Annotated in this window: 23 protein-coding genes; 12 read left to right on the top strand and 11 right to left on the bottom strand. The window is 58.1% G+C overall.

The window, feature by feature from the left end; all coding sequences use genetic code 11:
• Nucleotides 1–168 precede the first annotated feature (168 nt).
• The 8 genes from ACR0NW_RS19505 to ACR0NW_RS19470 all read left to right on the top strand — a co-directional run bounded on the left by ACR0NW_RS19505 (nt 169) and on the right by ACR0NW_RS19470 (nt 12,201).
• Complete coding sequence (locus ACR0NW_RS19505) at nt 169–1,602, top strand: NAD(P)-dependent oxidoreductase (protein WP_480452471.1); 1,434 nt, start codon at nt 169–171, stop codon at nt 1,600–1,602.
• A gap of 85 nt (nt 1,603–1,687) precedes the next feature.
• Entirely contained in the window at nt 1,688–2,362 is a 675-nt protein-coding gene (locus ACR0NW_RS19500; RefSeq protein WP_480452472.1) for a hypothetical protein, read from the top strand.
• Between the two features lie 11 nt (nt 2,363–2,373).
• The gene (locus ACR0NW_RS19495; RefSeq protein ID WP_170654955.1) at nt 2,374–2,811 is read left to right on the top strand and encodes a GFA family protein; all 438 of its coding nucleotides are present in this window, start codon (nt 2,374–2,376) and stop codon (nt 2,809–2,811) included.
• Nucleotides 2,808–7,340 (top strand): glutamate synthase large subunit, encoded by a 4,533-nt coding sequence (gene gltB / locus ACR0NW_RS19490; protein WP_480452474.1) that lies wholly within the window; start codon nt 2,808–2,810, stop codon nt 7,338–7,340. The genes ACR0NW_RS19495 and gltB overlap by 4 nt, the downstream gene beginning before the upstream one ends.
• Before the next feature lie 222 nt (nt 7,341–7,562).
• The gene (mtgA, locus tag ACR0NW_RS19485) at nt 7,563–8,303 is read left to right on the top strand and encodes a monofunctional biosynthetic peptidoglycan transglycosylase (RefSeq protein WP_480452475.1); all 741 of its coding nucleotides are present in this window, start codon (nt 7,563–7,565) and stop codon (nt 8,301–8,303) included.
• 58 nt (nt 8,304–8,361) lie between these two features.
• Entirely contained in the window at nt 8,362–9,027 is a 666-nt protein-coding gene (fzlA, locus tag ACR0NW_RS19480) for an FtsZ-binding protein FzlA (protein WP_170654964.1), read from the top strand.
• Nucleotides 9,028–9,087: 60 nt separating this feature from the next.
• On the top strand, nt 9,088–10,125 hold the full coding sequence (queG, locus tag ACR0NW_RS19475) for a tRNA epoxyqueuosine(34) reductase QueG (protein WP_480452477.1): 1,038 nt from the start codon (nt 9,088–9,090) through the stop codon (nt 10,123–10,125).
• A gap of 72 nt (nt 10,126–10,197) precedes the next feature.
• Nucleotides 10,198–12,201, top strand: a complete 2,004-nt coding sequence (locus tag ACR0NW_RS19470; protein ID WP_480452479.1) for a hydantoinase/oxoprolinase family protein — start codon at nt 10,198–10,200, stop codon at nt 12,199–12,201.
• A gap of 39 nt (nt 12,202–12,240) precedes the next feature.
• Here ACR0NW_RS19470 and msrA read toward each other — a convergent pair whose 3' ends face one another.
• From msrA to ade, 7 genes are all read right to left on the bottom strand, one after another.
• Nucleotides 12,241–12,753, bottom strand: a complete 513-nt coding sequence (msrA, locus tag ACR0NW_RS19465) for a peptide-methionine (S)-S-oxide reductase MsrA (RefSeq protein ID WP_480452481.1) — start codon at nt 12,751–12,753, stop codon at nt 12,241–12,243.
• Complete coding sequence (gene msrB, locus ACR0NW_RS19460; RefSeq protein WP_170654974.1) at nt 12,750–13,199, bottom strand: peptide-methionine (R)-S-oxide reductase MsrB; 450 nt, start codon at nt 13,197–13,199, stop codon at nt 12,750–12,752. Before msrB ends, msrA begins: the two co-directional genes overlap by 4 nt.
• Before the next feature lie 94 nt (nt 13,200–13,293).
• Entirely contained in the window at nt 13,294–14,172 is an 879-nt protein-coding gene (locus ACR0NW_RS19455) for a DMT family transporter (protein WP_170654977.1), read from the bottom strand.
• A gap of 95 nt (nt 14,173–14,267) precedes the next feature.
• Nucleotides 14,268–14,660 (bottom strand): GFA family protein, encoded by a 393-nt coding sequence (locus tag ACR0NW_RS19450; protein ID WP_480452483.1) that lies wholly within the window; start codon nt 14,658–14,660, stop codon nt 14,268–14,270.
• 176 nt (nt 14,661–14,836) lie between these two features.
• A complete protein-coding gene (locus ACR0NW_RS19445; protein ID WP_170654983.1) occupies nt 14,837–15,124 on the bottom strand; it encodes an HU family DNA-binding protein in 288 nt (95 codons plus the stop codon).
• Nucleotides 15,125–15,254: 130 nt separating this feature from the next.
• A complete protein-coding gene (locus tag ACR0NW_RS19440) occupies nt 15,255–16,718 on the bottom strand; it encodes an AMP nucleosidase (protein ID WP_170654985.1) in 1,464 nt (487 codons plus the stop codon).
• Nucleotides 16,715–18,517, bottom strand: a complete 1,803-nt coding sequence (gene ade, locus ACR0NW_RS19435; protein ID WP_480452485.1) for an adenine deaminase — start codon at nt 18,515–18,517, stop codon at nt 16,715–16,717. Before ade ends, ACR0NW_RS19440 begins: the two co-directional genes overlap by 4 nt.
• Here ade and ACR0NW_RS19430 point away from each other — a divergent pair.
• Nucleotides 18,516–18,722 carry a hypothetical protein gene (locus ACR0NW_RS19430; RefSeq protein WP_480452487.1) on the top strand — a complete coding sequence of 69 codons (207 nt, stop codon included), beginning with the start codon at nt 18,516–18,518 and terminating at the stop codon, nt 18,720–18,722. The genes ade and ACR0NW_RS19430 overlap by 2 nt on opposite strands.
• A gap of 200 nt (nt 18,723–18,922) precedes the next feature.
• Here ACR0NW_RS19430 and ACR0NW_RS19425 read toward each other — a convergent pair whose 3' ends face one another.
• Nucleotides 18,923–19,369 carry a cytochrome c family protein gene (locus ACR0NW_RS19425; RefSeq protein WP_170654994.1) on the bottom strand — a complete coding sequence of 149 codons (447 nt, stop codon included), beginning with the start codon at nt 19,367–19,369 and terminating at the stop codon, nt 18,923–18,925.
• Between the two features lie 491 nt (nt 19,370–19,860).
• On the opposite strand from ACR0NW_RS19425, the gene petA reads away from it, so the two are divergent.
• From petA to ACR0NW_RS19410, 3 genes are read left to right on the top strand one after another with little or no spacing between them, the layout of a single operon-like run.
• Entirely contained in the window at nt 19,861–20,421 is a 561-nt protein-coding gene (gene petA / locus ACR0NW_RS19420; RefSeq protein WP_170654997.1) for a ubiquinol-cytochrome c reductase iron-sulfur subunit, read from the top strand.
• A gap of 12 nt (nt 20,422–20,433) precedes the next feature.
• The gene (gene petB, locus ACR0NW_RS19415; RefSeq protein ID WP_170655000.1) at nt 20,434–21,765 is read left to right on the top strand and encodes a cytochrome b; all 1,332 of its coding nucleotides are present in this window, start codon (nt 20,434–20,436) and stop codon (nt 21,763–21,765) included.
• A 15-nt stretch (nt 21,766–21,780) separates the two neighbouring features.
• The gene (locus ACR0NW_RS19410) at nt 21,781–22,575 is read left to right on the top strand and encodes a cytochrome c1 (protein WP_170655003.1); all 795 of its coding nucleotides are present in this window, start codon (nt 21,781–21,783) and stop codon (nt 22,573–22,575) included.
• Nucleotides 22,576–22,636: 61 nt separating this feature from the next.
• Here the strand turns inward: ACR0NW_RS19410 and ACR0NW_RS19405 are convergent, their stop codons facing one another.
• The 3 genes from ACR0NW_RS19405 to dapF all read right to left on the bottom strand — a co-directional run bounded on the left by ACR0NW_RS19405 (nt 22,637) and on the right by dapF (nt 25,256).
• Nucleotides 22,637–23,032 carry a hypothetical protein gene (locus tag ACR0NW_RS19405; protein ID WP_480452489.1) on the bottom strand — a complete coding sequence of 132 codons (396 nt, stop codon included), beginning with the start codon at nt 23,030–23,032 and terminating at the stop codon, nt 22,637–22,639.
• A 125-nt stretch (nt 23,033–23,157) separates the two neighbouring features.
• A complete protein-coding gene (gene mtaB / locus ACR0NW_RS19400) occupies nt 23,158–24,417 on the bottom strand; it encodes a tRNA (N(6)-L-threonylcarbamoyladenosine(37)-C(2))-methylthiotransferase MtaB (protein WP_480452491.1) in 1,260 nt (419 codons plus the stop codon).
• Nucleotides 24,414–25,256: a diaminopimelate epimerase gene (gene dapF / locus ACR0NW_RS19395; protein ID WP_480452623.1), complete on the bottom strand. Its 843-nt coding sequence runs from the start codon at nt 25,254–25,256 to the stop codon at nt 24,414–24,416. The genes mtaB and dapF overlap by 4 nt, the downstream gene beginning before the upstream one ends.
• Nucleotides 25,257–25,427 lie beyond the last annotated feature (171 nt).

Raw genomic sequence — 25,427 nt, 5'->3', positions numbered from 1 at the left:
AAGAAAAGCACACAAATTGGTCCGAATCGGACCTAAAAAACATATAAATTTTCAATACCCGACTTCCTCCGCCCGAAAAAAATAAAAATAGGTCAGTACAATTGACTTTTAATCCCCTTTGCGTTCCCGTAAGGAGGCTCGACCAAGCCAATTCATGGAGTCTGACCCGTGGCCAAGCAACCGATGCTGAAATTTGTGCAGATCGATCGTGACATGCCGGAAAAGCGTGCCGCCCATGTACGCAAGGAAGACTTCGACGAGATCTATGCGGAATACGCCGCCGAAAAAGCCACCGAGCAGGCCAGCCGTTGCAGCCAGTGCGGTGTGCCCTATTGCCAGTCTCACTGCCCGCTGCACAACAACATCCCCGACTGGCTGCGCCTGACCGCCACAGGGCGTCTGCAAGAGGCTTATCAGACTAGCCAGGCTACCAATACCTTCCCCGAGATTTGCGGCCGGATTTGCCCGCAGGACCGTTTGTGCGAAGGCAACTGCGTCATCGAACAATCAGGGCACGGGACCGTTACCATCGGCACGATCGAGAAATACATCACGGATACCGCGTGGGAAAAAGGTTGGGTCAAGCCGGTTATTCCGACTGCCGAGCGTGGTGAAAGTGTTGGCATCATCGGCGCGGGGCCGGGTGGACTGGCCGCAGCGGACATGCTGCGCAAGGCCGGTGTTCAGGTCACGGTTTATGACCGCTACGATCGGGCGGGCGGGCTGCTCACCTATGGCATTCCGGGCTTCAAACTGGAAAAAGACGTCGTCATGCGCCGCAATCAGCTGCTGCAGGACGGTGGTGTCGAATTCGTTTTGAACTGCGATGTGGATGCGGGAAAATTTGCGGAAATCCGCGACAAGCATGATGCCGTCATCATCGCCACCGGTGTTTACAATTCTCGCGATCTGGCCATGCCGGGCAGCGGCCTGAACGGTATCGAAAAAGCCATCGATTTTCTGACCGCCTCGAACCGCAAAAGCTTTGGGGATGAGGTTCAGGAATTCGACAGCGGCCAGTTGAATGCCGAAGGCAAACGCGTCGTTGTCATCGGCGGCGGTGACACCGCAATGGATTGTGTGCGCACGTCGATCCGTCAGGGCGCCACTTCTGTGAAATGCCTTTATCGCCGCGACCGGGCAAACATGCCGGGTTCACAGCGCGAAGTGCAGAATGCCGAAGAAGAGGGCGTCATCTTCGAATGGCTGAGTGCACCCAAAGGTTTCACCGGCGACGATCAGGTTAACGGTGTGATGGTACAGAAAATGCGTCTGGGTCAGCCTGACGCAACTGGCCGCCAGTCACCGGAAGTGATTGAAGGCGCGGATTATGTCGAAGAGGCCGATCTGGTCATCAAGGCACTGGGTTTTGAACCCGAAGACCTGCCGACCCTGTTCGGTCAGCCCGATCTGCCGGTGACCCGTTGGGGCACGATCAAGGCGGCATTCCAAACCGGCGAAACCGAGATGGAAGGCGTTTATGCGGTCGGCGACATCGTGCGCGGCGCATCGCTGGTTGTCTGGGCGATCCGGGACGGGCGCGACTGTGCCGATGCGATTGTCGAACGCTTGAACGCCAAGAACGCCATCGCAGCCGAATAAATCGCCTATTGCCCTTATTCGGGCTTCATCTTTTTACGCCAACGGGGCCAACGTGAACGGCCCGCCAGCCAGAAGGACAGCGTTGATGATCAGACACGTAACGCTCGCTGCACTTGTCTGGGCCCTGAGCGGACCAGTCATGGCCCAGGAACTGGTACCGGTTCCCGAGGGCTGCAAACCTCTTGCGACTGTCCACAAGAACGGATGCACGGTTTCCACTCTGTTTGATTGCGGTGTTGGAAAACAGGTCCTTTCCTTTCACAAGGGAAAACCCAGTCAGGTGCATCAATACGATGCCAACTGGGGTCTTCGCGGGTTCTTGTATCAGGCAAACGAACAAACCCGGTTTGACGTCAAGCCGAATTCGGGTGCGATGCTAAAGCTGAAGGACCTGCTTGCGGAAGAAAAGGATGCTGAAAGCGGAATCCTTCTGTTTTCCTCGCGGGTCGTGAAGGACCGTGAATTTGTGCTTGAGGGCGCGTTCGAACTGACCGGCGAAGAGGTTACTTTGGATGGCCACACCTTCCGACAGGGTAAATTAAACCGCGCGTTCGAACGGGAAGGTGTCGAAGGAAGTCGTCTGGAGTTCGAATTCGACATTCTGGTTTCAGAAGAGCTGGATCTGTTCATCGAAGGGGCAGTGATAAACAAACCCGAAGGACGGGAACCGGTTCCGATTGATCATACCCCGCGTTCGATCCGTTTCGAGGGTGATCCCGGTTTTCTGGCAACGATGTCCGAATACGGCTGCACGCAATAGGAGAGACGGAGATGCAGGAATTGCAAGGCCAATGTATGTGTGGCGCAGTTACAGTCACCGCCACACCTGCGCGGGAAGCTCTGGGGGCGTGCCATTGCGACATGTGTCGCCGGTGGAGCAGCGGAGCCTATGTCAGTTTCCCGGCCGAACCCGGATATGCGGCGCTGGGGCCAGTTCGAACCTATACATCTTCGGATTGGGCGGAACGCGCATTCTGTGAGGAATGCGGCTCGAACCTTTGGTACCGGATCACCCTTCCCGGTGAGATGCACGGACAAACACAGATAGCCGCCGGCCTGTTTGAAAACGCCGGTGGCAACCCGCTGAAACTGGAACTTTACATCGACAAAAAGCCCGAGGGTTACGCGTTCGCAGGTGAACGCAGGCAGATGACCGAAGCCGAGGTCATGGCCATGTATGCCCCATCGGAAGAAGGAGACAATCAATGACGAAATATGACGCCGATTGGGTCCGGGCCGAGGAAACCAAGCGCAAGTGGATGGCCGAAAACGGTCTCTATTCCGAGGAAGAAGAGCATTCTTCGTGCGGTGTGGGCCTTGTTGTTTCCATTGACGGCAAGAAAAGCCGCAAGGTCGTAGAGGCCGGTATCGACGCGCTGAAGGCTATCTGGCACCGTGGTGCCGTCGACGCCGACGGCAAAACCGGCGACGGCGCGGGCATTCACGTACAGATTCCGGCCCCGTTCTTTTACGATCAGATCCGCCGCACCGGCCACGAGCCGCGCATGAATGAACTGGTTGCGGTTGGTCAGGTGTTTCTGCCGCGTACCGATTTTGGTGCTCAGGAAACCTGCCGAACCATCGTCGAGACCGAAGTCCTGCGCATGGGGTATTACATCTATGGCTGGCGGCACGTGCCGGTGGATGTCACCTGCCTTGGTGAAAAGGCAAACGCGACCCGGCCGGAAATCGAGCAGATTCTGATCTCGAACTCCAAGGGCGTGGATGAGGATACCTTTGAGCGTGAGCTTTATGTGATCCGCCGCCGGATCGAAAAGGCGGCTCTGGCCGCCGGTGTCAACGGGCTGTACATCGCATCGCTGTCCTGCCGCTCGATCATCTACAAGGGCATGATGCTGGCCGAACAGGTGGCCGTGTTCTATCCCGACCTGATGGATGAAAGGTTCGAAAGCGCCTTTGCCCTTTATCATCAGCGTTATTCAACCAACACCTTCCCGCAATGGTGGCTAGCGCAGCCTTTCCGCATGCTGGCCCATAACGGTGAGATCAACACGCTGAAGGGTAACGTCAACTGGATGAAAAGCCATGAGATCCGCATGGCCAGTGGCACCTTTGGCGACTATGCCGAGGATATCAAGCCGATCATCGCAGGCGGTTCGTCGGATTCGGCCGCATTAGACTCGGTTTTTGAGGTTCTGGTGCGCGCTGGGCGCTCGGCCCCGATGGCAAAAACCATGCTGGTGCCGGAAAGCTGGTCCAAGCAGGCGGTGGAGTTGCCGCAGGCATGGCGTGACATGTATTCCTACTGCAACTCGGTGATGGAGCCGTGGGACGGCCCCGCGGCGCTGGCCATGACGGATGGCCGCTGGGTCTGTGCCGGTCTGGACCGCAACGGTCTGCGCCCGATGCGGTATGTGGTGACGGGTGATGGTCTGGTCATCGCAGGGTCCGAGGCCGGGATGGTACCGATTGACGAGGCCAGCGTTACCGAAAAAGGCGCGCTGGGTCCGGGCCAAATGCTGGCCGTGGACATGAAAAAAGGCAAACTGTTCCGCGATACCCAGATCAAGAACAAGCTGGCCGCCGCGCTTCCTTTTGGCGACTGGGTCGGCAAGATCAATGATCTGGACGCAACATTGGCCGGAGTGACTGAACAACCCCTGTTCTCCGGGGAAGAGCTGCGCAAGCGCCAGATCGCCGCCGGATATTCGGTTGAGGAACTGGAACAGATTCTGGCGCCAATGGCTGAAGATGGCAAAGAGGCGCTGGCATCCATGGGCGATGACACGCCATCTGCGGTTCTGTCGAAACAGTACCGCCCGCTCAGCCATTTCTTCCGCCAGAACTTCAGCCAGGTAACCAACCCGCCCATCGACAGTCTGCGGGAATACCGGGTGATGTCGCTGAAGACGCGGTTCGGTAACCTCAAGAACGTGCTGGACGAAGATAGCAGTCAGACCGAGATCATCGTTCTGGAAAGCCCTTTCGTGGGCAACGCGCAGTGGGAAAAGCTGGTCGAGAACTTCAATTCGCCACTGGCCGAAATTGATTGCACCTTTGAACCGGGCGAAGGCGCGCTGGATGCCGCTTTGACCCGTATCAGAGCCGAAGCGGAAGAGGCCGTGCGCTCGGGTTCAGGCCATCTGGTTCTGTCGGACCAGCACTCGGGACCGGGCAAAGTCGCGATGCCGATGATTTTGGCCACAAGCGCGGTACACAGCCACCTGACCCGAAAAGGTCTGCGCACTTTCTGCTCGCTCAACGTGCGTTCGGCCGAATGTATCGACCCGCACTATTTCGCTGTGCTGATCGGCTGTGGTGCAACCGTGGTGAACGCCTATCTGGCCGAGGACTCGCTGGCCGACCGGATCGAACGCGGGCTACTGGATGGCACGCTGACCGAGAATGTGGCGCGTTTCCGCGAGGCCATCGATCAGGGCTTGCTCAAGATCATGGCCAAGATGGGTATTTCGGTGGTTTCGTCTTATCGCGGTGGACTGAATTTCGAAGCCGTTGGCCTTAGCCGCGCAATGGTGGCCGAGTATTTCCCGGGCATGACCAGCCGTATCTCGGGCATCGGTATCCACGGTATCCGAGTCAAGGCCGAGGAAATCCACGCCAAAGGCTGGGACAGCGGTCTGGACGTTCTGCCGATCGGCGGTTTCTACAAGGCACGCAAGTCGGGTGAGACCCACGCGTGGGAAGCGACCTCGATGCACATGATGCAGATGGCCTGCAACCGCGCCTCTTTTGAGTTGTGGAAGCAATATTCGGCCAAGATGCAGTCGAACCCGCCTATCCACCTGCGCGACTTGATGGACTTCAAACCGCTGGGCAATGCGATCCCGCTGGAAGAGGTGGAATCGATCACCTCGATCCGTAAGCGGTTCGTCACTCCGGGCATGTCGCTGGGCGCGCTGAGCCCTGAGGCGCACAAGACGCTGAACGTGGCGATGAACCGGATCGGTGCGAAGTCCGACTCGGGTGAAGGTGGCGAAGATCCGGCGCATTTCGTGCCGGAACCCAACGGCGACAACCCGTCGGCCAAGATCAAACAGGTGGCCAGTGGTCGGTTCGGTGTAACCGCCGAGTATCTGAACCAGTGTGAAGAGCTGGAGATCAAGGTCGCGCAGGGCGCAAAACCCGGTGAGGGTGGCCAGCTTCCAGGCATGAAGGTCACCGACCTGATCGCGCGCCTGCGCCATTCGACCAAGGGCGTGACGCTGATCTCGCCGCCGCCACATCACGATATCTACTCGATCGAGGATCTGGCACAGTTGATCTATGATCTAAAACAGATCAACCCGCGCTGTAAGGTGACGGTCAAGCTGGTGGCGTCTTCCGGTGTTGGCACGATTGCCGCCGGTGTCGCCAAGGCCAAGGCGGATGTGATCCTGATCTCGGGCCATAATGGTGGTACTGGTGCCTCTCCGGCGACCAGCATCAAATACGCCGGCCTGCCGTGGGAAATGGGCCTGACCGAGGCGCATCAGGTTCTGGCAATGAACAATCTGCGTGATCGCGTAACCCTGCGGACCGATGGCGGCCTGCGGACCGGGCGCGACATCGTCATGGCCGCGATGATGGGGGCCGAGGAATACGGCATCGGCACCGCCGCCCTGATCGCGATGGGTTGCATCATGGTGCGCCAGTGCCAGTCGAACACCTGCCCCGTCGGCGTCTGTACACAGGACGAATCCCTGCGTGCCAAGTTCACAGGCAATGCAGACAAAGTGGTGAACCTGATCACCTTCTATGCGCAGGAGGTGCGGGAAATCCTCGCCTCCATCGGAGCACGGTCGATTGACGAGATCATCGGGCGGGCCGATCTGCTGGCGCAGGTCAGCCGTGGGTCGGCGCATCTGGACGATCTGGACCTCAACCCGCTGCTGATCACGGTCGATGGTTCGGCCAACATCGTCTACAACCGTGACAGAGACCGCAACGCGGTTCCGGATACGCTGGACGCCGAAATCGTTCGCGATGCGGCCCGGTTCCTTCAGGACGGTGAAAAGATGCAGCTATCCTATGCGATCCAGAACACGCACAGGACCGTGGGCACCCGGACCTCCAGCCACATCGTCAAGAACTTCGGGATGCGCAACACGTTCCAGTCCGACCATCTGCACGTAAAGCTGCAGGGGTCCGCCGGGCAATCGCTCGGTGCTTTTGCGGCGCCGGGCCTAAAGCTGGAAGTATCGGGTGACGCGAATGATTATGTCGGCAAGGGCCTGTCGGGTGGGATGATTGTGGTTCGTCCACCACAGGTCAGCCCGCTGAAAGCCGACGAGAACACCATTATCGGCAATACCGTTCTGTATGGCGCAACCGATGGCTATTTGTTCGCCGCAGGCCGCGCGGGTGAACGTTTTGCCGTTCGCAATTCGGGCGCGACAGTGGTTGTGGAAGGCTGCGGATCCAACGGGTGTGAGTACATGACCGGAGGCACCGCCGTTATTCTGGGTGAGATCGGCGCCAATTTCGGGGCCGGGATGACTGGCGGAATGGCCTATCTCTATGACCCGGAAAACAAGGCCAAGCTGCTGATGAATATGGAAACTCTGGTGGTGTGCCCGGTTGAGGTAAGCCATTGGGAGGACCAGCTAAAGGGGCTGGTCGAACAGCACGCCAGCGAGACAAACAGCCGCAAGGCCGCTGACATTCTTCAGCACTGGGAAAGCGAAAAGGGCAACTTCCTTCAGGTCTGCCCGAAAGAGATGCTTGATAAACTGGAGCACCCTCTGAGCCTCGAAGCGGCCGCGGTTCCGGCGGAATAATACAGCCGTCTTTCACGATTGAGCCACGCGTCCATTGGGCGCGTGGTTTTTTTGTGGGTGAGCGCGAAAATTCTCGCAAAAATACCGGGTCTGTTTGCTGAAACGGAGCCGAAATTGAAAGATCGGGAGCTGTGCCGAAAATAAAGCTGCATATCGCGCGAGGGGCAGGTGATCGCGAAATAGGCCTTTCCTTCGGCTGCATTGGCCTCGTATAGCAGGAACATGGCAAAGAAAGCAGCACGCAAAAAAGGCGGCACCACAAGGAAACAGGCAAAAACGAATTCTACGCTTCGGCTTCCTCGCAGGATCGGGCGCTGGTTGGTGCGGGCCGGTGTGATCGCGGCTGCTGCTGTAGTCGGTTTGATTTTGCTCTATTCGTTTATAAATCCTCCGGTCACCCACACGATCTGGTCCGAGTGGCGGCGGCTGGGTCGGGTTGAACGCGAATGGGTTCGGATCGAGGAAATCTCACCGGTCATGGTACGGGCGGCAGTGGCAGCCGAGGATGCCAATTTCTGTCTGCATTGGGGGTTTGACGTCGAAGCGATCCGCGAAGCGATTGAAGGGGGCGGTAGCCGCGGTGCCTCGACGATTACACAGCAGGTCGTCAAGAATGTGTTTCTCTGGCAGGGGCGCAGCTGGGTCCGAAAGGCGCTGGAGACATCGATGACTCCGGTGGTCGAGCTGTTTTGGACCAAACAGCGGATACTGGAGGTTTATCTGAATGTTGCGGAAACCGGAACCGGGGTATTTGGGGTAGAAGCCGCCGCGCAAAGCAATTTCGGGGTGGGTGCGGATGCACTGACGCCCACTCAGGCAGCCCGGATTGCGGCGATCCTGCCGTCCCCAAGAAACCGGTCGGTCACAGACCCCTCAGTCAGAACCCGCAGGCGGGCGGCGAAAATTCTGGATGGGGCGGCCACCATCCGCGCAGATGGTCGCGCGGATTGTTTCGAGGATTGAAACCCATACCCTTGCAAGGCTATTGCTTTGGGGTACTAACTGGTTCGATTGGAAGCCCATGGCGCGTCTGTTTCACGTTCCCCTGTCCCCGTTTTGCCGCAAGGTCAGACTGTCACTTGCGGAAAAGAAGATCGAAGTTGAACTAATCGAAGAGCGGTATTGGGAACGCGATCCTGACTTTTTGCGGCGGAATCCGGCTGGCAAGGTTCCGGTTCTTCGGCTGGATGGCACGATCATGTCGGAAAGCGCCGCAATCTGCGAGTATATCGAAGAAACACGCCCCGAACCGCCATTGATGCCCAAAACGCCCGAAGCGCGATACGAGGTCCGCCGTCTGGTTGGCTGGTTTGACGACAAGTTTCATCACGAAGTGACATCGAAACTGTTGTACGAGCGGGTCAACAAGAAGGTGACCGGCGCGGGGTATCCGGACAGCAAGAACGTGAAGGAAGGCGCGCGCGCCATCAAATACCATCTGGATTATATGGCCTGGCTGCTGGATCATCGCCGCTGGCTGGCAGGGGATCAGATGACGCTTGCGGATTTTGCGGCTGCCGCGCATCTGTCGGCACTGGACTACATCTCGGATGTGGACTGGAACCGGTCTCAGGTGGTCAGGGACTGGTATGCCAAGATCAAGTCGCGCCCGGCATTCCGATCAATTCTGGCGGATCAAGTACCGGGCTTCCGTCCGCCGACCCATTACGCCGATCTGGATTTCTGATATTCAGGTGCGGAACCGGGGGCCGTCTGCCCCCGGACCCCCGAGAGTATTTTTTGCCAGATGAAGGACGGATTGGAACTGAAGGAAAAGTTGGTGGCGCAGGCCGTGTCTGAGGGGTTTGTATCCTGTCGGATCTGCCGCCCGTGGGATGTGCCGCTGGTACCCGGGCGGTTGGACGCGTTTCTGGAGGCCGGGTTTCACGGGCAGATGGCCTGGATGTCCGAACGCACCCATTGGCGCGGTGATCCGTCGGCACTATGGCCCGAGGCGCGATCCGTGATCATGCTGGCAGAAAGCTATACGCCGGAGCACGACCCGACCCGGATTCTGAATGACCCCGAGGCCGGAGCAATATCGGTCTATGCGCAAAACAAGGATTATCATGACCTGGTCAAGAAGCGACTCAAGCGGCTTGCCCGCTGGCTGATCGCGGAAGGCGGAGGTGAGGTTAAGGTGTTTGTGGACACCGCTCCGGTACCGGAAAAAGCGCTGGGGCAGGCAGCGGGGTTGGGGTGGCAGGGCAAACACACCAATCTGGTCAGCCGGGATTGGGGGAATTGGGCCTTTTTAGGCTCTGTTTTTACCACTTTGGAACTACCTGCCGATCCGGCTGAGATGGATCGCTGCGGCTCATGCCGGGCCTGTCTGGACAGTTGCCCGACCGACGCTTTTCCGGCGCCATATCAACTGGATGCGCGACGCTGCATTTCTTACCTTACAATTGAACACAAAGGCCCGGTGGACGAGGGATTGCGGGCGAAACTGGGCAATCGGATATACGGGTGCGATGATTGTCTGGCGGCCTGCCCGTGGAACAAGTTTGCGGTTGAAGCCAGTGACATGCGCTATTCCGCGCGAGACGATCTGATGGCGCCTGATCTGGCGGAACTGGCTGTTCTGGACGATGCAGCGTTCAGGACGAAGTTCTCAGGCTCGCCCATAAAACGGATCGGACGAGACCGGTTTGTGCGTAATGTTCTTTATGCGATTGGCAATTCAGGCAGTGCTGGGTTGTTGCCCGTCGCCGCTGCGCTTACCGATGATCCCGATCCCACTGTTTCCGACGCGGCACGATGGGCGGTTAATCAATTGTCATAATGCCGCAAACAGACTGGACGCGCCGTTCTCAGCCGCTACACCTCTCTCTCAGCGAACAGATGGAGGGCGCCGATGGCTTTGGCTTTGGGTGTTGATACGGGCGGAACCTACACGGATGCGGTGCTGATCCGGGACGAGAAAGAGGTTATCGCCTCGGCCAAGTCCCTCACCACCCGGGCGGATCTGGCAATTGGTGTGGGCAAGGCGATTTCTGCAGTGATGACCGAGGCCTCGGTTCGGCCCGACCAGATTTCGCTGGCATCGTTGTCTACGACGTTGGCCACCAACGCATTGGTCGAAGGTCAAGGCGGGCGCGTTGCCCTGATCTACATTGGCTTTCGCGAAGCCGATCTGGATAAGCACGGGCTGAAAGACGCTCTGAAGGGCGATCCGGCTGTGGTGATCTCTGGCGGGCATAACCATGCCGGGGGGGAGGTTGCCCCCCTTGATATCGCGGCGCTGGAAAAGTTTCTGGATACCCACGACGGTATTTCGGGGTTCGCTATCGCAGCCCAGTTTGCGACCCGTAATCCGGCGCAAGAATTGCAAGCCGCTAAGATCATCATGGAACGTACCGGCGCACCGGTGACGTGTTCGCACCAACTATCAGCCAAGCTTAACGGCCCCAAGCGGGCGGTTACGGCAGTATTGAACGCCCGCCTGATCGGTATGATTGATGGGTTGATCGGTCGCGCGCAGGACACATTACGCACCCTTGGAATTGATGCGCCCATGATGGTCGTGCGGGGCGACGGGGCTCTGATGAGTGCTGAGCAGGCACGGGAACGCCCGATTGAGACCATTCTCAGCGGTCCTGCCGCGTCAATTGTAGGCGCGCGATGGTTGACCGGTGCTGAAAATGCACTGGTGTCCGATATTGGCGGCACGACTACGGATGTGGCGCTGATCAGGGATGGCAAACCCGCCATCGACCCAGCAGGGGCTCAGGTTGGCGGGTTTCGAACCATGGTCGAAGCGGTGGCAATGCGCACGCACGGGCTGGGAGGGGACAGCCAGGTGCACGTAGTCACCCAAGGCCTATCGGGCGGTGTTTTTCTGGGTCCGCGCCGGGTCCTGCCCGTTTCACTGATCGCGATGGAAGCACCCGATGTTGTGCACGCCGTATTGGACGAGCAATTGCGGGCAACGACGGTTGGCGAACACGATACGCGATTTGCGCGGCGTGTGCCGGGAATTCGCGCGGATGGTGTCGGCCAGCGTGAGGACGCCCTGTTGCAGCGTCTGGGCGATCAGGTTCTGCCACTGAGCGCGCTGCTGCGTACCCGAATGGAGCACGGGGCGCTGACGCGCCTCGTGGATCGGGGCGTCATTCAGATTTCGGGCGTTACGCCATCGGATGCAAGTCATGTGCTTGGCCGCTTGAATGAGTGGGACCGGGACGCGGCGCGAAAGGCGTTGGAGCTTTTTGCGCGCAAGCGTGTTGGGTCAGGCGATCTGCTGGCAAAGTCACCAGACGTTCTGGCGCAAATGATCGTCGATCAACTAACGGAACAGACCGCATTGACCTTGTTAGAGACTGCTTTCGCAGAGGAACGCGAGGAGTTCGGCATACCACCACAGGACCTAGCGCGGCATGTTCTGACGCACAGGGGGCTGGCCAGACATCGCGGGTTGTTGGCATTGGATGCGGGATTGAATGTCGCCGTGGTTGGATTGGGTGCCTCGGCACCCAGCTATTACCCGGCCGTTGGCGAGCGACTGCACTGTGACATGATCCTGCCGAAACATGCGGGCGTAGCGAATGCGATCGGCGCTGTTGTTGGCCGTGTCACGTTCAAGCGCGCCGGAACCGTCACCTCGCCCTCGGAAGGCCGCTACAGGGTTCATCTGGAAAGCGGACCGCAGGATTTTGGCGAGACCGACGAAGCTTTGGCCTTGTTAGAGACTGTTTTGCGCACAGAAGCAGAGGGTGCTGCGCGAGATGCAGGCGCCGAGGATATCAGGGTTCTGGTGGATCGGGATATCCGCACGGTCAGCGTCGAGGGGCGCGACGTTTTTGTAGAGGGCACCCTGACCGTCGAGGCAAGCGGACGGCCTCGGGTCGCTATCGGCTAAATGCCCCTTCCGCCGAGAAGGGGCATTGCCCGATCTGACTTATTCCGCCGCATCCGTGCGTTTCGGCAGCACCCAGTCCTGACGTGGGAAATGGCAGGTGTAGCCGTTTGGAATACGCACCAGATAATCCTGATGTTCCGGTTCGGCTTCCCAAAAGTCACCGACCGGTTCAATTTCCGTCACAACCTTGCCCGGCCACAAGCCGCTGGCATCCACATCGGCAATCGTGTCCAAAGCCGTTTGTTTCTGTGCGTCATCGACGAAATAGATGGCTGACCGGTAGCTCATTCCGACATCGTTGCCCTGACGGTTCACCGTCGTCGGGTCGTGGATCTGAAAGAAGAACTCTAGCAACTCACGATAAGAGGTTTGCGCGGGGTTAAACCAGATCTCGATCCCTTCGGCGTGTGTGCCGTGGTTGCGGTAGGTCGCGTTTGGCACGTCGCCGCCGGTATAGCCGACACGCGTGCGGGTAACCCCCGGCAGTTTGCGGATCAAGTCCTGCATACCCCAGAAGCAGCCTCCGGCGAGAACGGCGCGTTGTTCGCTCATGTGATGTCCTCCACGTGGATCAGATATTCTGCATATCCTTCGGTTTCCATGTCGTCACGGTGAATGAACCGAAGGGCGGCAGAATTTATGCAATAGCGCAGCCCACCATGTTCCCGTGGACCGTCCGGAAACACATGGCCCAGATGGCTGTCGCCGTGTTTTGACCGTACCTCAGTCCGGATCATGCCCAAAGTGCGATCCTCGAACTCCTGCACATGCTCGTGGATGATCGGCTTGGTAAAACTTGGCCAGCCGCAACCGGATTCGTATTTGTGGCTTGAGGCAAACAGGGGCTCGCCCGAGACGATGTCCACGTAAATGCCCGGTTCCTTGTTACTCAGATATTTACCCGTACCGGGGCGTTCGGTGCCGCTGCGTTGCGTGACGTGATATTCCTCGGCCGAGAGGGCAGCGATGGCGTCGGGGTCTTTGGTGTATCGGGTCATTGCTCCTCCGTCTTTCAGGTTCTGTCGCAGTAAATGGGGTTCAGGCGTGGAAAGCAAAGGCATGTTTCACGCCCCTCGCGCAGTCGTGCGCAATTCAGGCCGTTTTGACAGCCGGTTGCCGGGACAGCTGAACCGCCAGAATGCCCAAAGTCGTCACCGCCACCCCGACTGCATCCAGTGGCCCCAGTTTCTCACCCAGTAATATCGCGGCAATTGTGACTCCGAATACGGGGTTGAGAAAGTGAAAGGTTGCGGCGCGAACGGCGCCAATCCGGTTCAGCAGGAGGAACCAGATCAGAGTTGCGACCAAACCCGGAAACAGTGTCGTATACACGAAGGCCAGTGCCAGCGGCACGGTTGGGTGTACGAAAATTGTCTCAAAAAACGGGGCGGCCACGAACAGCACGGCAGAGCCGACAAACATCTGCAGTCCAACGACCATCATGAAGTTCCCGCCGGATGTGGCTCCGCGCACGGCCAGGGTTGCAAAGGTCAGCGCCAACGCACCTATGCAGCACAAGGTGACGCCAAACATGTCTATTCCGGCGCCGATCCGGCTGCTCATGATCAGGGCGACACCTGCAAATCCGGCAAACAGGCCGATCACGCCAAGCGGGCGCAGATTTTCTTTGAAGAACAACCAGCTCGCCAGCGCGACGAGCAAGGGCATTGTCGAGGCAATGATCGCCGCAACTGAGGCTTCGATCGTCTGCATGGCGTAGAAATTCAGACCCAGATAAAGGGCATTCTGGCAAATTCCGAACAGTATTGTCGCGCGCCATTGGGAACGTGTCATATGCCAGCTTTGCCCCATCGCCCTTGCAATCGCGACACCCAGGATACCGGAGATCAGAAATCGCACGGCAAGGGAAAACAGAGGTGAGGCGTCGACCACGATGATCCGTGCCGACGTGAATGCAGAAGACCAGATAAAGGCAAAGGCCAGCCCCATGGCTATGGCACGGATATCCACAACGCTCCCCCCTCTGAACGCCGGAACTGTTCCTTATTTCAGGGCTGGCCGCAAGCACCCGATGACACGGGTGATCCTAATTCCCGGGCAAAGGATTATCGGTTGGGGCGATCAGCATCGTCCCGATCACGTTCAAAGCGTTTCATGTCTGGAAACGGGGGCAACCAATCCTCGCGACGGACGCTCCAGCATTCGTATTCGGGCTTTAGTTGGCTGGGTGCATCGAGAGAGCCGAGATGCAGTTCGATCTCATCACCACTGCGGGCAAAAACAGATGAGCCGCAATGCGGGCAAAAGTGCCGCCCGAGGTAATCACTGGTCTCACCTTCGACTTCGACTGCGCCAATCGGGTATATCGCAGCCGCGTAAAACAAAGCACCGTGGTGTTTGCGGCAATCCAGGCAATGGCAGATTCCAACCCGGTCCGGGTTTCCCGACGCAGTAAAGCGCACATTGCCGCAAACGCAGCCACCTGTGAATCGGTTCATGCCACCACTCCATTTTCCAAGTCGGTTATCAAGGCCTGACTGTATCCGACGCGGGCGCTGCGTTCGGATAAAATTGTCATGGGCCTTGTGATTACTTTCAGACAACCGGTTCGCTGTGTGACAAAGAAAAAGGGCCGCCCGTAGGCGACCCTTGATCTGGCGTCTTTGAGCTTGAATCAGCCGTTCACGCTGTCTTTCAGAGCCTTGGCGATGGTCATCTTCACCACTTTGTCGGCTTCTTTGGTAAAGGTCTCGCCGGTGGCCGGGTTGCGCACCTGGCGCTCGGGGCGCTCACGGCAATAGATCTTGCCAACACCGGGCAGGGTCACGGCGCCACCAGCGGATACTTCGCGGGTGATCAGGCCGGTGATTGCTTCCAGCGCGGCGTTTGCGGATTTCTTGTCAGTTCCCATTTCCTCAGCGAGAGCAGTAACCAGCTGAGTTTTGGTCATAGGCTTTGCCATTTCTTGGTCTCCTTACAGTGCCCGATCCATAGGGCCTCACCGCGTAACTCTAACGGGATATTGTGGTGGAACACAACGAATAGTAGCGTAGAAAACCCCAAAAATATGGGGATTTCGTTGCTTTTTTGCTTCAGAGGAAGGCCGTTTCGTCAAAAGAACGCAATTTCCGGCTGTGTAAACGCTCCAGAGGCATACCGCGCAGCCGCTCCATCGCACGAATTCCGATGGCCAGATGACGGCTTACCTGCGTGTTATAAAAGGCGGATGCCATGCCCGGAAGCTTTAATTCGCCGTGCAGGGGCTTGTCCGAAACGCAAAGCAATGTGCCGTAGGGCACCCTGAATCGGTAGCCGTTTGCGGCGATGGTCGCGCTTTCCATGTCCAGCGCAATTGCGCGCGACTGGCTGAGCCGTTGAACCGGTCCGGTATGTTCACGCAGTTCCCAGTTCCGGTTGTCGACAGAGGCCACGGTTCCGGTTCGCATGATCCGCTTCAGCTCATACCCTTCCAGCTCGGTAACCTCAGCCACCGCCTGTTCAAGCGCGATCTGGATTTCCGCCAAAGGCGGAATGGGCACCCAAACCGGCAAATCATCATCCAGCACCTTGTCTTCGCGAAGATAGGCATGGGCCAGAACAAAATCCCCAAGGGCCTGCGTATTGCGCAGCCCGGCACAGTGCCCGACCATCAGCCAGGCATGTGGGCGCAGAACGGCAATATGATCGGTTGCGGTTTTGGCGTTTGACGGACCGACACCGATATTGACCAGAGTGATCCCTGACCCATCCTCACGCTTGAGGTGATAGGTGGGCATCTGGGGCAGTTTCAGCGGAAGCTCGACCGGGGTGTCGGCATCGGTGATCTCAATATTACCGGTCGAGACAAAACTGGTGTAGCCGCTGGCCGGATCAGCGAGTTGCGATCTGGCGTAGCTCTCGAACTCTGAAACATAGAACTGATAGTTGGTGAACAGAACGTGATTCTGGAAATGATGCGCGTCCGTAGCCGTATAATGCGCAAGACGCGCCAGAGAATAATCGATGCGCTGGGCAGTGAACAATGCCAGCGGCCCGACACCGTTGTCCGGTTCGTGGACGCCGTTGACGATGTCGTCATTTGTTGTGGTCAGATCGGGCACGTCAAAAACATCGCGCAGGGTAAACCCTGCGGCCCCCTGATGCGGCACCACCAGATCGGGGTTGTTTGCAACGGCGAAATGCACAGGAATTGGTGTCTTTGAGGGACCGATCACGACCGGTTGGTCGTGGTTCTTTATCAACAATGCAATCTGCTGAGTCAGATAGGACCGAAACAAATCTGGCCGCGTTACTGTTGTGGCATGCGTGCCGGGTTCCGAGACATGACCAAAGCTCAGTCGACTGTCGACTTGCGCATAGGACAGCGTTTTTATGCGAATTTCCGGGTAGTAGGCTCTGTACCGCCCAACTGGTGCTCCGTTTTCGATCGCTTCGGAAAACCCGTCGCATAAAAAGCTGATAGCTCTTTCATACAATTCCTCCAGACGCGCGACTGCAGCAACGGGGTCGGTAAAGCTTTCGGCGTCAGCGGTTTCCGGTGTTCTTATTGTTGTCATGCAAGCGGTTCCAAAAGGTCGATCTTTTCGAAGGTGCGCACATCCACCAGCCCAAGGTCGGAAATTCTGAGTTCCGGAATCACGACCAGGGCCAGCAGGGAATGCTGCATATACGCATTGTTCAGGTCACAACCACACGCCTGCATTGCGTCAACCATCGCCTGCGCTTTGGCCGCGACTTCGGTTGCGGGGCTGTCAGACATCAATCCGGCGATCGGCAGTTCCACAAGCGCCAGTTCCTTGCCGTCCCGGAAAATGGTGATGCCGCCACCGACCTCGGCCAGCCGGTTGGCGGCCAGTGCCATTTGTTCGCGATCCGTGCCGACGACGATCATGTGGTGGCTGTCATGCGCCACGGTCGAGGCCATGGCCATTCGGCCCTGATACCCAAAGCCTGACACGAAGGCATTGGTTACCCCGCCAGTGGCGCGGTGACGTTCCACCAGCGCGATCTGGCAGGTGTCGCCCTCGCCTTCAACCAGACCACCAATCACCGGCAGTTCCTTCTTCAGCGCTTTGGTCGGGGCCTGATTTTCCACGACACCGATAACATTGGCCCGGACCCTGTTGGCACCTTCTGATGCTTGGATTTCAAAGTCTTCGGCTCGCAATGTATGCCCAAGGTGAACTGTGTTCCGCGCCGAGTCCGGCCAGTCAAGATGCGGACAATCCACCGTAATAGAGCCGTTTTCCGCGACAACCTGCCCGCGTGCGATCACCAATTCGACAGGCAGTTCGCGCAAATCGGAACTTAGGATGATATCCGCCCGCCGCCCCGGCGTGATCGAGCCGATCTCGCGTTCCAGCCCGAAATGGGTTGCGGTATTGATCGTCGCCATCTGCAGCGCCACCAGCGGATCGCATCCACAGGCAATAGCGTGGCGCACGACGCGGTTCATATGGCCCTCATTGACCAGAGTGCCCGAATGGCAATCATCCGTGCACAGGATGAAGTTGCGCGGGTCCAACCCCTTTTGCGTCACCGCCGTAATCTGGCTTTCGACGTCATACCAGGCCGAGCCCAGTCGCATCATCGACCGCATCCCCTGACGTACACGCGCGATTGCGTCGGCTTCGCAGGTCCCCTCGTGATCATCGGCCGGGCCACCCGCGACATATGCGGCAAAATTCGGCCCCAGATCGGGCGAGGCATAATGGCCACCAACAGTCTTGCCAGCGCGTTGTGTCGCGGCAATCTCGGCCAGCATCTTGGGGTCTGCGTTGGAGACGCCGGGAAAATTCATCATCTCGCCCAGGCCGATAATGCCGGGCCATGTCATCGCTTCGGCAACATCTTCGGGCGTGATCTCGTACCCGGTTGTCTCCAGCCCGGGCGCGGATGGTGCACACGAAGGCATCTGGGTAAAGATGTTCACCGGTTGCATCAGCGCCTCGTCATGCATCATCCGAACGCCATCAAGGCCCAGAACGTTGGCAATCTCGTGGGGGTCAGTGAACATCGACGTTGTGCCATGCGGGATAACGGCTCTGGCGAATTCCGCCGGTGTCAGCATCCCGGATTCGATGTGCATATGCGCGTCACACAGACCGGGTATCATATACCGCCCGTTCGCCTCGATGATCCGGGTTTCCGACCCTGTGCAGTGCGAGGCGTCCGGGCCGACAAAAGCCACCCGCCCCTCGGCTATTGCGACGGAATACCCGGTAAGTGCCTCTCTGGAATGGACATTGATCCAAATTCCATTGCGGATCACCAGATCCGCAGGCTCACGTCCTGCTGCGACGGCGATCAGACGCGGGGCGACATCGGGCCAACTTGGGAAGGATGCATTTTCCATGGCTCAACTTTCCCGAATGCTGCGACAGGTGCAACCCCTGCCGCAACGGGATCATGAAACCTTCATGAAGCAAGCCTGTTTCAATGGGTTGCCCAATGACGAATATCGGGGACGGCTGAGCGCATGTCCCAGAGAACAGCGTAATGGTCTGGGCAGGTATCTCGTCGATTGGCCTGAGCATTCCCATTGGGGATGTGGTGATTGAATCCCCTTATTAGAGACTGTTTTGAACAAATCTATGCTGTGATACCGATGGCGACACACAACAATGACCGGCGACCCCTCCTCGGCACTCGCCGGTCAATTCATAAGCGGCTGCTATACCGCTAACTCTCCCCCCACAAACGTTCCAGTTTGGACAAGCCAAACACGGGAGTGAAACAGAAGCACGCAAGTTCCTGATTGTCAGTGACTGCTGAATGTCGCGATATATGCCGAGATATCCTCGGCGCCTTTCTTCAGCTTGACGCTCATGTTCGGGCGGGCGGTGTCGTCGTCCAGATATTCACGGATGAAACCGATCGGATCCTTGGCGTAGGTCGCAATGTTTTCCTCGGTCCAGACAAGGCCCTGTTCGCCTGCGCGGATCATGTCGTCGGTAAACATACCCACTGGCAAACGCTCACTGCCATAGCGGTAATCGGGCTCGGCTCCGGCAACGCGACCGATGACGCCATACAGATTCGGCCCGGTAATTCCGCCTTTCACCAGAACTTCGCCATCCTTGATGATCGCATGGCAGGACGAGCACCGGTTATACAGTTTTTCACCTTTTGCAGGGTCACCAGCAGCCAGAGCCGGTGCGCCGCTTGTCAGCACGAGCAAAATTGCGGTTAGAGTTTTTGTAATCATTTTGGTGTCCCCAACTGGCGTTCGCGCGATTCGCGTTATGGGGTTTCACGCTAAAAGTGCAACAGGGAATTTGGCAAACTGCGCCTGCGAAAATATCTATTTAAAATAACACTTTATCTAGCATCTTGGGTACGTGGAGAATGCGTCAGGATCAGGCGGTTTTTCCAGAGTGAAAACTGCAACTGACAAGGACAAAATTTTAGATGGCCGGTCCCAATCTGGCCTCGGGCAAACGAATCAGCCGGAAACGCCGGGACAGGGTTTTCATGTCGCACTGAAACAGGCGTTAGTCCGCGTGTTTTTAGGGGATATTCTTGAAATTATGTGTCCGCGTTGCGACATGAAAGACCAGATGCGGCGTAGTGCGCGCCTATGACCGCTGGACGAACCGTTTTCTCCCGGATAGATAGCCGCGATGAGATGCCGCTTTGATGCGGTACTGATGCATGTTTGCCCGTTAAGCCCGGGCGCTGGAATTCGGAGAAAACCTCGTGTCCCACGCAGAAGACCACGAAGGCACCCGCAGAGATTTCCTCTACTACGTCGCTGGCGGCGCAGGTGTCGTAGCCACGGGGGCCGTTGTCTGGCCTCTGGTCAACCAAATGAACCCTTCGGCTGACGTTCAGGCGCTGTCCTCAATCCGCGTGGATGTGAGCGGTGTCGAGATCGGAACCCAGATCACCGTGAAATGGCTGGGTAAACCGGTTTTCATCCGTCGCCGGACGCAGGAAGAGATTGACGAAGCACGCGCCGTCGAAATCTCGGAACTGCCTGACCAGGACGACCGCAACGCCAACAAGCCCGGTCTGGATGCGGCCGACGAGAACCGTTCGATGGACGAAGCGGGTGAGTGGCTGGTGATGATGGGTGTGTGTACGCACCTTGGCTGTGTGCCTCTGGGTGACGGCGCCGGTGATTATCACGGCTGGTTCTGTCCCTGCCACGGTTCGCACTATGATACGTCCGGACGTATCCGCAAGGGCCCCGCGCCCGAGAACCTGCATGTGCCTGTCGCCGAGTTCGTCGACGAAACCACCATCAAGCTGGGATAAGGAGACGCGCCTATGTCCGGTATTCCGCACGATCATTATGAGCCGAAGACGAATGGCGAAAAGTGGCTGAACAGCCGCCTGCCCATCGTAGGCCTTTTGTATGACACCCTCATGATTCCCACCCCCAAGAACCTGAACTGGTGGTGGATCTGGGGCATCGTTCTGGCATTCTGCCTTGCGTTGCAAATCGTCACCGGCATCGTTCTGGTGATGCACTACACCCCGCATGTCGATCTGGCCTTTGCCAGCGTCGAGCACATCATGCGCAACGTGAATGGCGGCTATATGCTGCGCTATCTGCACATGAACGGCGCGTCGCTGTTCTTTGTTGCGGTCTACATTCACATCTTCCGCGGCCTTTTCTATGGATCCTACAAGGCGCCGCGTGAGGTGACATGGATCATCGGGATGCTGATCTACCTCTGCATGATGGGCACTGCGTTCATGGGCTATGTTCTGCCCTGGGGTCAGATGTCCTTCTGGGGTGCGACCGTGATCACCGGCCTGTTTGGCGCGATCCCGTTTGTGGGTGACGCGATCCAGACCTGGCTGCTGGGCGGACCGGCGGTGGACAACGCCACGCTGAACCGCTTCTTCTCGCTGCATTACCTGCTGCCGTTCGTTATCGCGGCACTGGTTGTGGTGCATATCTGGGCCTTCCACACCACCGGCAACAACAACCCCACGGGTGTTGAGGTTCGCCGCGGATCCAAGGCCGAGGCCGAGAAGGATACGCTGCCGTTCTGGCCGTATTTCGTGATCAAGGACCTGTTCGCACTGGCGATTGTTCTGGTGATCTTCTGGGCCATCGTCGGTTACATGCCGAACTACCTGGGCCACCCTGACAACTATATCGAAGCCAACCCGCTGGTTACGCCTGCACACATCGTGCCTGAATGGTACTTCCTGCCGTTCTACGCGATCCTGCGCGCCTTTACCGGTGAAGTCTGGGTCGTTCAGTTCGCAAGCTTCATCACCGGTGGCATCATCGACGCCAAGTTCTTTGGTGTGATTGCGATGTTCGGTGCGATCCTCGCGATGGCGCTGGCGCCCTGGCTGGACACATCGAGCGTACGTTCGGGCAAATACCGTCCGATGTTCAAGTGGTGGTTCTACCTGCTGGTCATCGACTTCTTCGCCCTGATGTGGCTGGGTGCGATGCCCGCCGAGGAGCCCTATGCGACCTTCTCGCTGATCGCGTCCGCCTACTGGTTCGCCTACTTCTTCGTGATCCTGCCGATCCTGGGTGTGATCGAGAAGCCCGAGGCGCAGCCGGACACCATCGAAGAAGACTTCAACGCGCACTATGGCAAGGCTGACGCCGACGCCACGCCCGCCGAGTAAGAGGGACTGGAAATCATGTTCAAGAAACTTGCAATCGGCGCTGCTGCAGCTCTGGCCCTTGCGCCCGCCTCGACCTTTGCGGCAGGTGGCGGTGAGCAGCACATCGAGGACTTTGCGTTCTCGTTCGAAGGTCCGTTCGGCACCTACGATCAGCATCAGCTGCAACGCGGCCTGCAGATCTATACCGAGGTCTGCGCGGCCTGCCACGGCCTGCGCTATGTGCCCTTGCGCACGCTGTCCGATGAGGACGGCGTTGGCCTGAGCGAAGAAGCGGTCCGCGCCTATGCGGCCCAGAACTTTGAGGTGTTCGACCCCGAGCTTGACGATTTCCGTCCGGCACTGCCAACCGATCACTTCCCGGTCAACGATGGTGTTGGCGCACCCGACCTAAGCCTGATGGCCAAGGCCCGCGCCGGGTTCCACGGCCCTTACGGTCTGGGGATCAACCAGCTGTTCAAGGGCATGGGCGGTGCGGAATACATCGCCTCGCTGCTGGACGGCTATACCGGCGAGGAAAAGGAAGAAGCAGGCACCATCCTGTACGAAAACACCGCCTTCCCCGGCGGCTGGATTTCGATGGCACCGCCGCTGTCGGACGAGCAGGTCGAGTTTGCCGATGGTCATGAAAACACCGTCGAAGCGATGTCCGAGGATGTCGCGGCCTTTCTGATGTGGACCGCAGAACCCAAAATGATGGCTCGCAAGAATGCCGGATTTGTTGGTGTGCTGTTCCTGATCGGGCTGTCTGTACTGCTGTACCTGACCAACAAGCGCCTGTGGGCACCCGTCAAGGGCAAGAAGCTAAGCTAAGCGGCCAAACGCTTGGAATTGGAGGCTCCGCAGCTGGTCTGCGGAGCCTTTGTTTTTGGGCTCAGCTTCCTGCGGGCGGCTTGGCATTTGCGCTGGCGTTGAAGTTCACGCCGCGACTTGCGCACAACCCTTTCCATTTACCGCGCCACTTGCCCTTATTGTTTTTGTCGAGGTTGAGGGTGCCGTGTGAGTTCTTGCCACAATTTCCCCCGGTGAATTCGATTTTGACCACCATCGACGAGGCAGTCGATTTGAGCGTGGAAACCTTGGTGGCCGTGCTGGTTCCCACCTTGCCATCCGGAATCGTGACCTGACCATTTGTGACGTTCATCGTCAGTGTGAACGGGTTCTTGGAGCTTACTTTTGTCTTCCAGACACCTGCCGGAAGCCCTTCTGCAAACGCTGTACTGGAAAAGACGCAAAGTATCGCGACGAGCGCAAATTTACTTGGTTTCATAACTACCTCACTCGGAAAAACGTCTGAAATCGTAAGGCGCGCAGAGTTTCCGAGTCAATGTTTGAGGCAGAGCAATAAATCTGGCGGATGGTCCGGGTCAGTGGAATTCCGGTGGTACAGAGTGCTTATTCTCCGCACAGGCGCTCGCCAGACACACCTGTTATAGTTGCCGAAATCACTGAACCTTCGACCCGGGGATTGTTGAATTCCACTTCGGTAAACTGCTCTGTCCGGCCCATATGCGGGTTTTCCATCAGGATGCTGTGGGTTCTGCCAACCTGTGCCGCCAAATGCCTCTCAACCTGCGCTGCACCCGCGTCCCGCAGCCTGGCAGCGCGTTCCTTGATGATATTGCCGTTCACTTGCTGGGGAATGCGTGCAGCAGGCGTGCCTTCGCGTTTGGAATAGGGAAACACATGCAGCCAGGTCAGATCGCAGTCGGTGACAAGCTTGAGGGAATTTTCGAAATGCGCATCGGATTCCGTCGGGAAGCCTGCGATGATGTCGGCCCCAAAAGTCATATCGGGGCGCAGCTTGCGCGCCTCTTCTGTAAAGCGGATCGCGTCGTCGCGCAGGTGGCGGCGCTTCATCCGTTTCAGGATCAGATCGTCGCCATGCTGCAGCGACAGGTGCAGATGTGGCATCAGGCGGGGTTCGGTGGCAATCGCCCGCATCAGGTTCTCATCCACTTCGATCGAATCGATCGAGCTGATGCGCAGACGCGGCAGGTCCGGAACCAGTTTCAAAATTCGCATAACCAGATCGCCAAGTTTGGGCTGCGCAGGCAGGTCGGCCCCCCACGAGGTCAGGTCAACCCCGGTCAGCACAACCTCGTTATACCCTTTTTCCACAAGGCGTTTGATCTGATCCACGACGATCCCTGCCGGAACACTGCGAGAGTTCCCACGGCCATAAGGAATGATGCAGAAGGTACAGCGGTGATCACATCCGTTCTGAACCTGAACATAGGCGCGCGAGCGAGTGCCGAAGCCGTCGATCAGATGACCTGCGGTTTCGGTGACGGACATGATATCGTCAACTTGCACCGCCTCGGTCTCACCTATGAAATCTGCGGCCATGCCTTTCCACGTCTCGGGTCGCATCTTCTCGGAATTGCCGATGACCGCGTCCACCTCGTCCATTTGCGCAAAGGTCTCGGGTTCGGTTTGCGCCGCGCAACCGGTGACGATCAGGCGCGCGTCCGGATTCTCACGCCGAAGCTTGCGGATTTCCTGGCGGGCCTTACGGACCGCTTCGGACGTCACCGCGCAGGTGTTTACGATCACCGCATCGCTAAGACCCGCCTGTTGCGACAGTTCCTTCATCGCCTCGGTCTCATAAGCGTTCAGGCGACATCCAAGCGTGGTGAATTTCGGAGGCTTCATTCCCCTGCCCCCAGAAATTCAGGTGTCAGAGTTCCGCTGAACACATGACATGTCGGGCCGGTCATCCAGACACCGTCCTCGCGCCAGTCGATCCAGATCGTCCCGCCATCAAGTTCGATCTGAACTTTGCGCCCCGTCAGGCCGCGCCGGGCCGCTGCAACCGCCGTCGCGCAGGATGAAGACCCTGAGGCAAGGGTAACGCCCACGCCGCGCTCCCAGACACGCATACGGATGTGGTCCGGGCCGATGATCTGCGCCACCTGCACGTTGGTACGTTCGGGATACAGCGGATGATATTCATAGCGCGCGCCAAACTGCTCCAGCGGGACCGATTCGGCGTCTTCGACAAAAAATGTGCAGTGCGGGTTTCCCATCCCGGTTGCCGTAGGAGCGCCTTCGATTGGCAGTTCCAGCGTTTCCACGTCTTCGGCCAGTGGGATTTCCCGCCAAACAAGCTGAGGCTGGCCCATGTTGACGGACGTCAGCCCCTCTCCGGCGTCTTCGGCAAACAGGATGCCGCGTTCCGTCGACAGCGTGAGGCTGGACTTACCTGCCTCATCCATCAGATGACGGGCAATGCAGCGTGTTGCATTTCCACAGGCGGCAGAGGTTGAACCGTCAGAATTATAGAACACCAGATGCGCATCAGCGTCACCGTTCGTGATGATCGCCAGCTGATCGAACCCAACCCCGAATTGCCGATGCCCAATTGCCTGCGCCAGAGCCGGCGTGACATCGACGGATTGCGCGCGTGCATCGACAATGACAAAGTCATTGCCCAGCCCATGCATCTTCATGAAGGGCAAACCGGTTTCGCGAAAGCGTTGCATGGCGGGCATATAGCGCCGCGCTTCGAATGAATCCACCCTGTCCCGAAGATTCCTCAAAAAAGGGGTTGACCCCTTCGGCGGCTCTCCCTAATTAGGCCGCCTATCGGGTCGCCGGAAACTTTCGGGCTAAGGCGAAACGAGGCGCAGAAAAGGGCCTTGAACCCAGTCGGGAATTTGGTC

Source organism: Ruegeria sp. CF5 (assembly GCF_056537325.1).
This window is presented reverse-complemented; position numbering and strand designations above follow the sequence as displayed.

Coding starts and splice junctions, on each gene's coding strand:
- ACR0NW_RS19500 (WP_480452472.1), top strand. CDS start 1,688: ATGATCAGACACGTAACGCTCGCTGCACTTGTCTGGGCCCTGAGCGGA.
- ACR0NW_RS19495 (WP_170654955.1), top strand. CDS start 2,374: ATGCAGGAATTGCAAGGCCAATGTATGTGTGGCGCAGTTACAGTCACC.
- gltB (WP_480452474.1), top strand. CDS start 2,808: ATGACGAAATATGACGCCGATTGGGTCCGGGCCGAGGAAACCAAGCGC.
- mtgA (WP_480452475.1), top strand. CDS start 7,563: ATGGCAAAGAAAGCAGCACGCAAAAAAGGCGGCACCACAAGGAAACAG.
- fzlA (WP_170654964.1), top strand. CDS start 8,362: ATGGCGCGTCTGTTTCACGTTCCCCTGTCCCCGTTTTGCCGCAAGGTC.
- queG (WP_480452477.1), top strand. CDS start 9,088: ATGAAGGACGGATTGGAACTGAAGGAAAAGTTGGTGGCGCAGGCCGTG.
- ACR0NW_RS19470 (WP_480452479.1), top strand. CDS start 10,198: ATGGCTTTGGCTTTGGGTGTTGATACGGGCGGAACCTACACGGATGCG.
- msrA (WP_480452481.1), bottom strand. CDS start 12,753: ATGAGCGAACAACGCGCCGTTCTCGCCGGAGGCTGCTTCTGGGGTATG.
- msrB (WP_170654974.1), bottom strand. CDS start 13,199: ATGACCCGATACACCAAAGACCCCGACGCCATCGCTGCCCTCTCGGCC.
- ACR0NW_RS19450 (WP_480452483.1), bottom strand. CDS start 14,660: ATGAACCGATTCACAGGTGGCTGCGTTTGCGGCAATGTGCGCTTTACT.
- ACR0NW_RS19445 (WP_170654983.1), bottom strand. CDS start 15,124: ATGGCAAAGCCTATGACCAAAACTCAGCTGGTTACTGCTCTCGCTGAG.
- ACR0NW_RS19440 (WP_170654985.1), bottom strand. CDS start 16,718: ATGACAACAATAAGAACACCGGAAACCGCTGACGCCGAAAGCTTTACC.
- ACR0NW_RS19430 (WP_480452487.1), top strand. CDS start 18,516: ATGGCTCAACTTTCCCGAATGCTGCGACAGGTGCAACCCCTGCCGCAA.
- ade (WP_480452485.1), bottom strand. CDS start 18,517: ATGGAAAATGCATCCTTCCCAAGTTGGCCCGATGTCGCCCCGCGTCTG.
- ACR0NW_RS19425 (WP_170654994.1), bottom strand. CDS start 19,369: ATGATTACAAAAACTCTAACCGCAATTTTGCTCGTGCTGACAAGCGGC.
- petB (WP_170655000.1), top strand. CDS start 20,434: ATGTCCGGTATTCCGCACGATCATTATGAGCCGAAGACGAATGGCGAA.
- ACR0NW_RS19410 (WP_170655003.1), top strand. CDS start 21,781: ATGTTCAAGAAACTTGCAATCGGCGCTGCTGCAGCTCTGGCCCTTGCG.
- ACR0NW_RS19405 (WP_480452489.1), bottom strand. CDS start 23,032: ATGAAACCAAGTAAATTTGCGCTCGTCGCGATACTTTGCGTCTTTTCC.
- mtaB (WP_480452491.1), bottom strand. CDS start 24,417: ATGAAGCCTCCGAAATTCACCACGCTTGGATGTCGCCTGAACGCTTAT.
- dapF (WP_480452623.1), bottom strand. CDS start 25,256: ATGCCCGCCATGCAACGCTTTCGCGAAACCGGTTTGCCCTTCATGAAG.